This window comes from Clavibacter lycopersici (assembly GCF_003576405.1).
In the GTDB taxonomy this organism is placed as follows: Bacteria; Actinomycetota; Actinomycetes; order Actinomycetales; family Microbacteriaceae; genus Clavibacter; species Clavibacter lycopersici.
The window spans coordinates 1-8,367 of record NZ_QWGT01000123.1; the positions used below are offsets into that span (position 1 = coordinate 1).

The 8,367-nt window shown below is 71.6% G+C and carries 7 protein-coding genes and 1 pseudogene; 4 read left to right on the forward strand and 4 right to left on the reverse strand.

Annotated elements, in window-relative coordinates:
• The first annotated feature begins 391 nt into the window (after positions 1–391).
• From DZG00_RS09415 to mmsB, 3 genes are all read left to right on the forward strand, one after another.
• Positions 392–1,534, forward strand: coding sequence for a substrate-binding domain-containing protein (locus DZG00_RS09415; RefSeq protein WP_119382610.1), 1,143 nt, complete (start codon positions 392–394; stop codon positions 1,532–1,534).
• A gap of 126 nt (positions 1,535–1,660) precedes the next feature.
• Positions 1,661–3,205, forward strand: a complete 1,545-nt coding sequence (gene mmsA / locus DZG00_RS09420; RefSeq protein ID WP_119382609.1) for a multiple monosaccharide ABC transporter ATP-binding protein — start codon at positions 1,661–1,663, stop codon at positions 3,203–3,205.
• On the forward strand, positions 3,202–4,410 hold the full coding sequence (mmsB, locus tag DZG00_RS09425) for a multiple monosaccharide ABC transporter permease (protein WP_119382608.1): 1,209 nt from the start codon (positions 3,202–3,204) through the stop codon (positions 4,408–4,410). Before mmsA ends, mmsB begins: the two co-directional genes overlap by 4 nt.
• 93 nt (positions 4,411–4,503) lie before the next feature.
• Here mmsB and DZG00_RS09430 read toward each other — a convergent pair whose 3' ends face one another.
• The 4 genes from DZG00_RS09430 to DZG00_RS09445 all read right to left on the reverse strand — a co-directional run bounded on the left by DZG00_RS09430 (position 4,504) and on the right by DZG00_RS09445 (position 7,478).
• On the reverse strand, positions 4,504–5,301 hold the full coding sequence (locus DZG00_RS09430) for a signal peptidase I (protein ID WP_119381397.1): 798 nt from the start codon (positions 5,299–5,301) through the stop codon (positions 4,504–4,506).
• Positions 5,302–5,330: 29 nt separating this feature from the next.
• Positions 5,331–6,233, reverse strand: a complete 903-nt coding sequence (locus DZG00_RS09435) for a hypothetical protein (RefSeq protein WP_119381398.1) — start codon at positions 6,231–6,233, stop codon at positions 5,331–5,333.
• On the reverse strand, positions 6,230–6,832 hold the full coding sequence (locus DZG00_RS09440; RefSeq protein WP_119381399.1) for a TasA family protein: 603 nt from the start codon (positions 6,830–6,832) through the stop codon (positions 6,230–6,232). Before DZG00_RS09440 ends, DZG00_RS09435 begins: the two co-directional genes overlap by 4 nt.
• Positions 6,833–6,932: 100 nt before the next feature.
• Complete coding sequence (locus tag DZG00_RS09445) at positions 6,933–7,478, reverse strand: alternate-type signal peptide domain-containing protein (protein ID WP_119381400.1); 546 nt, start codon at positions 7,476–7,478, stop codon at positions 6,933–6,935.
• Between the two features lie 360 nt (positions 7,479–7,838).
• Here DZG00_RS09445 and DZG00_RS09450 point away from each other — a divergent pair.
• A pseudogene (locus tag DZG00_RS09450) lies at positions 7,839–8,367 on the forward strand (sensor histidine kinase); the annotation flags it as partial.

Consider the following 8,367-nt stretch of genomic DNA (forward strand, 5'->3'; position numbering starts at 1 on the left):
CCTCGCGATGGAGCTGGGCCTGCTGTCGCCCGCGACCCGCGTCCCGCGCGGCTGAGCCCGCCGCCGCACCCGCCGGCGCGCGTCCCGCCCCCGTCCGCGGGCCACCGGCGGTAACGCTTGGGTAACGTCTCCGGGATGCGATGTCCGCGGCTGCGGAAATGGATAAGTTCTGACCGACGACAAACGCACGGACCGCCGCGAACCGGCCGCTCCGCCGGGCGTCGCCCGCACGGAACCGCACGGAACCCGCACCGCACCCGCATCACATCCACCAGCACTCACCGCACCAGCACCCGACCCGAGGACGCGTCGGCGCACCACGGCCCTCGCGACGACGCGACCGCCCGGTGCCCGCACGACCCGGACGGGCCACCCGAGAGGACCCGCCGCCATGGCATCCGGACGTAACGCACGAAAGATCAGCTCCCTCCTCCTCCTCGCCGGCGTCGCCGTCGGCATGACCGCCTGCGCGCCGCAGGGCGCCACGAACACCGGCTCCGGCGACGGCGGCGACGCCGCCGGCGGCACCGAGTGCAACGTCGGCATCTCGATGCCGACCCGCAGCCTCGAGCGCTGGATCAACGACGGCGAGGGCCTCAAGACCAAGCTCGAGGGCGACGACTGCACCGTCGACCTCCAGTACGCCGACAACAAGACCGACGGGCAGATCAGCCAGATCCAGAACCAGGTCGCGGGCGGCGCCAAGATCCTCGTGGTCGCGGCCGTCGACGGCAAGACGCTCGGCCCGGCCCTCGAGGACGCGAAGAGCCAGGGCGTCACGGTCATCGCCTACGACCGCCTCATCAACGGCACCGACGCCGTCGACTACTACGCGACGTTCGACAACTACAAGGTCGGCCAGCTGCAGGGCGAGTTCATCCGCGACACGCTCGACCTCGACAACGCGGCCGGGCCCTTCACGCTCGAGCCCTTCGCCGGCAGCCCCGACGACAACAACGCCGCCTTCTTCTTCGGCGGCGCGTGGGACGTCCTCCAGCCCTACGTCGCGAGCGGCAAGCTGACCGTGCCCTCGGGCAAGTCGCCGGCCACGAGCGCCGACTGGCAGTCCATCGGCATCCTCGGCTGGGGATCCGACGACGCGCAGGCCGAGATGGACAACCGCCTGCAGTCGTTCTACACGGGCGGCAAGAAGGTCCAGGTCGTGCTCTCGCCCAACGACAGCCTCGCGCTCGGCATCGAGGCGTCGCTCTCCAGCGCCGGCTACGCGCCCGGCACCGACTGGCCCGTCATCACCGGCCAGGACGCCGACAAGGCGAACGTGCAGGCCATCCTCGCCGACAAGCAGTCGATGACCGTCTGGAAGGACACCCGGGCGCTCGGCGACCAGGTCCAGAAGATGATCGGCGAGATCGTCGCCGGCGACGAGGTCACCGTCAACGACACCGAGTCGTACGACAACGGCAACAAGGTCGTCCCGTCCTTCCTCCTCGACCCGCAGGTGGTCGTGAAGGACGACGTGCAGTCGGTGCTCGTCGACTCCGGCTTCCTCAAGGCCTCCGACGTCGGCCTGTAGCGCGACGCGCGGTCGACGGGCGCCCGGCACAACGCCGGGCGCCCGTCGGCCGCGCATCCGTCTCCACCCGGCACGCGTCGACCGGACGCGCGCCACCGACCCGAACGGGAACCAGGAGCCACAGGAATGAACGACGTCATCCTCCAGATGACCGGCATCGTCAAGGAGTTCACCGGCGTGCGCGCCCTCGACGGCGTGGACGTCACCGTCCGCCGCGGCGAGGTGCACGCCATCTGCGGCGAGAACGGCGCCGGCAAGTCGACGCTGATGAAGGTGCTCAGCGGCGTCTACCCGCACGGCTCCTACGAGGGCACCATCACCATCGACGGCCGCGAGGTCCGCTACGGATCCATCAACGACAGCGAGCGCGACGGGGTGGTCATCATCCACCAGGAGCTCGCGCTCAGCCCCTACCTCTCGATCGCGGAGAACATCTTTCTCGGCAACGAGATGTCGCGCGGCGGGGTCATCGACTGGAACCGCACCAACCTCGAGGCCGTCAAGCTGCTGAAGCGCGTGGGACTCGACGAGAACCCGGCGACGCGCGTTCTCGAGCTCGGCGTGGGCAAGCAGCAGCTCGTGGAGATCGCGAAGGCGCTCTCCAAGGAGGTGAAGCTCCTGATCCTCGACGAGCCGACCGCCGCGCTCAACGACGACGACTCGGCGCACCTGCTCGGCCTCATCCGCCTGCTGCGCGACGACGGCATCACGAGCATCATCATCAGCCACAAGCTCAACGAGATCCGGGCGATCGCGGACGACGTCACCGTCATCCGCGACGGGAAGACCATCGAGACGTTCCCCGTCACCGACTCGGACGAGATCGAGACGCGCATCATCCGCGCCATGGTCGGCCGCCCGCTCGACGCGCAGTTCCCGCCGCGGGATCCGCACATCGGCGAGGAGAAGCTCCGCGTCGAGAACTGGACCGTGCACCACCCCGTGGACGTCGACCGCGTCGTCGTGGACGACGCCTCGTTCACGGTGCGCGCGGGCGAGGTCGTCGGGTTCGCCGGCCTCATGGGCGCGGGCCGCACCGAGCTCGCGATGAGCATCTTCGGGCGCTCGTACGGCACCGGGATCACCGGCCGGATCTTCAAGGACGGCGTGGAGATCCGCACCCGCACCGTGAGCGAGGCCATCAAGAACGGAATCGCCTACGCGACCGAGGACCGGAAGCGCTACGGGCTGAACCTCATCGGCAGCATCACGGTGAACGTCTCGGCCGCCGCGCTCTCGAAGCTCGTCCGGCTCGGCGTGATCGACCGGCACCGCGAGTACGCGGTCGCCGACGACTACCGCAAGAAGATGAACATCAAGACGCCCGACGTCTCGGGGGTCGTCGGCAAGCTGTCCGGCGGCAACCAGCAGAAGGTCGTCCTCAGCAAGTGGATCTACTCGGGTCCCGACGTCCTCATCCTCGACGAGCCCACGCGCGGCATCGACGTCGGGGCGAAGTACGAGATCTACAGCATCATCAACCAGCTCGCGGCCGAGGGGAAGGCGGTCATCGTCATCTCCTCAGAGCTGCCCGAGCTCATCGGCCTCTCGGACCGGATCTACACGATCGCCGAGGGGCGGCTCACCGCGGAGGTCTCCCGGGCCGACGCGACACAGGAGGAGCTGATGCGGCACATGACCGCCAGCCGGAAGTCAGGAGTCGACCAGTGACCGTCATGCCCGAGCAGGCCACCGCGCCGAACGTGCCCACGCCGGACGGGATCAAGAAGCGCCCGCGCCGACGGATCGACCTCCGCCAGTACGGGATCCTCGCGGCGCTGGCCGTGATCATCCTGCTGTTCCAGGTCCTCACCGAGGGGCGGCTGCTCTACCCGGGCAACGTCGCGAACCTCATCCAGCAGAACGCCTACGTGCTGATCCTCGCGATGGGCATGGTCATCGTGATCATCGCGGGCCACATCGACCTGTCCGTGGGCTCGGTCGTCGCGACCGTGGGTGCCGTGGCCGCGCTCAGCATGAACGAGTGGGGGCTGCCGTGGGGGACCGCGGTCGTCCTGTCGCTCGTGGTCGGCGCGCTGATCGGCGCGTGGCAGGGCTTCTGGGTGGCGTTCGTCGGCATCCCGGCGTTCATCGTCACGCTCGCGGGCATGCTCGTGTTCCGCGGCGTCGCCCTCGTGCTCCTCACGGGCGGCACGATCTCGGGGCTCCCGGCGGAGTTCAACTCCATCGGATCCGGCAACCTGCCGAAGATCGGGACGCCCGACCTGCTCACCCTCGGCATCGGCGCGCTCGTGTCGCTCGCCCTCGTGGCGCAGCAGCTGCGCACCCGCGCGACGCTCCGCAAGCTCGAGCTGCCGCGCGAGCGGGCCGTCGCCTTCTGGATCCGCACCGCCATCGCCGTCTTCGCGATCATGTACCTCTGCTACCTGCTGGCGTACAACCGCGGGACGCCGATCATCCTGATCATCCTGGCGACGCTCGTGCTGCTCTACTCGTTCCTCCTCACCCGCACGGTGTTCGGACGGCACGTGTACGCGATGGGCGGCAACCTGTTCGCGGCGATGATGTCGGGCGTCAAGACCCGCTGGGTCAACTTCTTCATCTTCGTGAACATGGGCCTGCTCGCCGGGCTCGCGGGCGTCGTCAGCACGGCGCGCGCCGGCAGCGCGGTCGCCTCGGCCGGCGGGAGCTTCGAGCTCGACGCCATCGCCGCCGTGTTCATCGGCGGCGCGGCGGTGCAGGGCGGCGTCGGCACGGTGGTCGGTGCGGTCATCGGCGGCCTCGTGATGGGCGTGCTCAACCAGGGCCTGTCGATCCTGTCCGTGGACGCGGCGTGGCAGCAGGTCATCAAGGGCCTGGTGCTGCTCCTCGCGGTCGCCTTCGACGTCTACAGCAAGCGCCGCTCCGGACGCTGATCCGCGGCGGCCTACGACGACGGCCCGGCCGGTCCCCTCGCGGGGAGCGGCCGGGCCGTCCGTCGTCCGGGCGGGGGCGGATCGCCCGGCGGTTCAGCGGCGGTGGCGTCCCCGCGGGCGCGTGGTGGGGACCGACGGGGCCGCATCGAGGCCCGGGTGCGAGGGATCGATGCGCGCCGCCTCCGCGACGCCCGCCGCCATCCGGTCGGAGTGCACATGGTCGCCCTCCGCCACGACGTCCTCCGCGGCCGACGCGCGACGGCGCCGCCGGGTCTGCACGGCGCCCGAGATGATCGTGACCGCCGCGTACGCGAGGAGCGCGACCGCCGCGGCCGGGATGATCCAGCTGCGGGCCTGCCCGTTGACGGCCTGGTTCGCCCAGCCGACGAGCGGCACCGAGTACCAGACCTCGCCCTGGATCTGGCCCGGCGTCACGGGCAGCGAGTCGGGCGACGCGTTGTTGTCACCCGTGAAGGTGAAGGACCGCGTGCCGTCCGATGCCGACGCGATGGCGGTGATCCGGTGCGTGATGACCGCGGGGTCGCCCGAGCGGATCTGGTACGTCGCGACGTCGCCGACCTCGAGCGCGTCGGGATCGACGGGCCGCACGACGATGAGCGTGCCGGGCGGCAGCGTCGGCTCCATCGACTGCGTGAGGATCGTCAGCGGCACCGAGCCCGACACCTTCGGCACCACGAGCAGCACGGCCGCGAGGCCGATGACGAGCAGGAGGATCCCGACGCTGAGTCCCACCGCCGTCGAGCGTGCCAGCTGGGCGAGGGCGCCGCGGGGCGTGGTGCCGGCCTCGAGCTCGACGGGGGCGAGGTCGTCCGCGGGACGTGCCCCGCCGTCGGCGTGCCGGGCGGGGCGGCGGAGCGGGATGCGGGGCATGGTCGGTCGTCCGGGTCGGGTCGTCGGGATCAGGAGCAGCGGAAGCCGCGGGCGCCGCTCTGGGTGAAGGCCACGACCGTGCCGCTCGCGACCTGCCGCACGACCCGGTTCTGGGAGTCGAGGAGGTCGACCGTGACCTTCACGGTGCCGTCGGCGGCGAGGCTGGCGGGCACCTCGGAACCGCTGATGGAGGCCTTCCCGTAGTAGCCCTGCGAGGTGGCGATGCGCGTGCCGTTGACCATCACGTTGTAGTTCGACTCGAGCGAGGAGACCGAGGTGTCCCATCCGACGACGACGTACCAGTTGCCGTCCTGGGGCGTGCAGGCGAAGCCGCCCGTGACGGCGGGCGCGGGGGTGGTCTGCTTCGCCGTCGCGGTGTCGCGACCGGTCCAGCTGCCGGATCCCAGCACCGTCGTGAGCGTCGCCGTGACCGCGGCGGATCCCGACGGGAACGCGGTCGCGGTGGTGCGCACGCACCAGATGACGGAGGCGCCCGCGGACAGCGTCCCGGACAGCGTGGGCGGGACCACCCAGTTGGCGGTGGAGGCATCGGAGCCGACGGCGGTGCTGGCCGTGCAGCTCGAGCCGGTCGCGGTCCAGGCGACGACGCGCACGTTGCGCGCGAAGTACTGGTCGTTCGTCGAGGAGGTGGGCGCCGCCATGGTGCCGGTCCACGCGGCACGCGTGGAGCCCGTGTTCGTGACGAGGACCGCAGCGGTGCGGGTGGGGCTCTGCGCCGTCAGCTCGCCGGCGAGGCGGTCGAAGCCGCTCTCGGTCACGGCGACCGTCGCGCTCTGGACGTTCGCGCTGGTCGTGGTGGACGACGCCCAGAGCGCGTGCCCTGCGGTGGCGCCGATCCCGACGAGGAGGACGGTGAGGCCCACCAGGAGCGCCGCGTGCGCGCGACCGACACGACGCCGCGTGCGGGTCACGGCTGCACCTGCGTGCCGACGAGGGCGAAGGTGAGCTGCGCGGTGGATCCCTGCACGGTCTGCGGCGCGTCCTGGTCGAGGACGACCTCGGTGCAGACGACCGACGAGGCACCGGGCTGGATGCGGACGAAGCCGGTGGGCGCGTTCACCTGGCCGGGACGGCCGGAGAACGTCGTGGCGCCGTGCACGCAGTCGGCCGTCGTGGCCACGGGTCCGAAGCGCAGCGAGAGCTCGCCGGGGAAGGCGCTGTTGGAGGAGGTCCCTCGGGTGGATACGGCCACGTCCAAGGGTACCGTCCCGGTGTTCTTCGCGGTGAAGGTGCCGATCGTGCCCTGGCCGGGGAGGAGCTTCGACGAGTCGAGGGCGGACTGCTGCGTGACGACGAGCCCGCTCGTGCCGCTGGTGACGCTCGCGGGCTTCGTGCTCGCGGCGCCGTTCCAGAGGGCGTAGCTGCCGCCGGTCGCGGCGAGGGAGGCGACGACCACGGCCGTGAGGAGTCCCGTGGTGAGCCACGCGGCGCGGAGGGGGCTGCGCCGGGCGGGTCGCGCGGAGCGACGGCCGTGCGCGGGACGCGGGGCGGGGGCCTCGTTCCTGCGCATGTCGTCCTCTTCTCGGGTCGTGGTGATGGTGGTGCGTGGGTGGAGCGGGTGGAGCCCCCTCCCCGCGGGCGACGTCACCGCGGGGAGGGGAGAGGCGGGACTAGATCGCGCGCTGCGTGAGCGTGAAGGCGAGCTTGTCGAAGGAGAGCGTGCCGTTCTGGCCCGTGGTGGTGGCGGAGGGCAGCGTGACCGTGAGGACGACGTTCACCTTGGAGGCGGCCGTCGAGGGCTTGACCGTGAAGGTGTTCGCGGCGGTGGCGGGGGTGATGCTGGCGTCCGTCGAGGTGACGTCGAGCTTCGTGGTGACGGCCGACTTGAGCGCCGCGTCGCCGGTGATGGAGACGGGGTTGTAGGTGAGGTCCGCGGCGAGCGAGTCGCCGGTGGCCGTGACGGTCAGGGCGCTCGTGTACTGCAGGACGTTGCCGGGGACCATGCGGTACGTGGCCGGGTCGATGACCTTGCTGCCGCCGTTGGTGATGTCGGTCCAGACGCCCGCGTTGTCGGCGGAGAGGGCGAGGTTGCCGGAGGAGACGCTGGAGGCCGCGACCGTGGCGTTGGCGTTCCACAGCGCGAAGCTGCCGGCGCCGCCGAGGAGGAGGACGATTCCGGCGGCACCTGCGACGGCACCGGAGACGATCTTGTTCATGGGGATTCCTGTTCTCTCGCGCGGTGTGCCGCGCATGCTGTGGGGGAGGCGGAGGGTGGGTTGCCCGCCGGTCGTCTCCGGTCCTGCGGCGGCGCCTGTCTGGCGCCTCTCGCGGTGTCGGGCCGGTGTTCCTTCGACATGCATCACTCTGACGGAGCGGCCTCAAGCCACCCGCTGGGGATCCGCAAGTCCCCCCGAGCTTTCCCGCAAGCCGGTCGCGGCTTCGCCTCAAGGGCCGCGGGGGCGGTCCCCGGAGGATCCGATGGGGATCCGCTCGGCGGCGTGCAGGGGGCGGGGCGTGCCCTCCGGTCTAGGCTCGGGCCACGGCGTCCCCCGACGACGGACGGAGGAGGAGCGCGCATGACCTCTCCCGTCCTCGCCTCCCGGTCCGAGACGGACGCGCGGCGTCGGCGCGGATCCACCCGGGCGCAGCTCCCGTTCCTCCTCAGCTGCGCCGTGGTCGCGGTCATCGTCGCCCTCATCGAGCCCGCGGTGCAGCGCGACCCCTGGTACGTCGCCGCCATGGCCGTGGTGGTGGTCGGCTCCGTCCTGGCCGCCGTGATCGCTCGCTCCCGGATCCCGTCGGCCGTCCTCATCGTGGTGCCCGCGCTCGACCTGCTCGCGGTCGCGGCCATCCGCCACGCGACGGCCGCGTCCCTCCCCGCCGCCGCTCTGCTCGTGATCTTCCCCCTCCTCTGGCTGGTGTTCGGCTTCCCGTCGGGCGGCGTCCCCGTGGCGGTCGCGGGCGCGCTCGTCATCACCCTGTTCCCCCTGATGCGCGAGGGCGGCCTGCCCCGCACTGCCGACGGCTGGGCCGACCTCGTCGGCGGCCTGCTCCTCACGGCCCTCCTGGTCGGCGCGGCCGCGCAGGCGGCGGCGATGCTGCGCC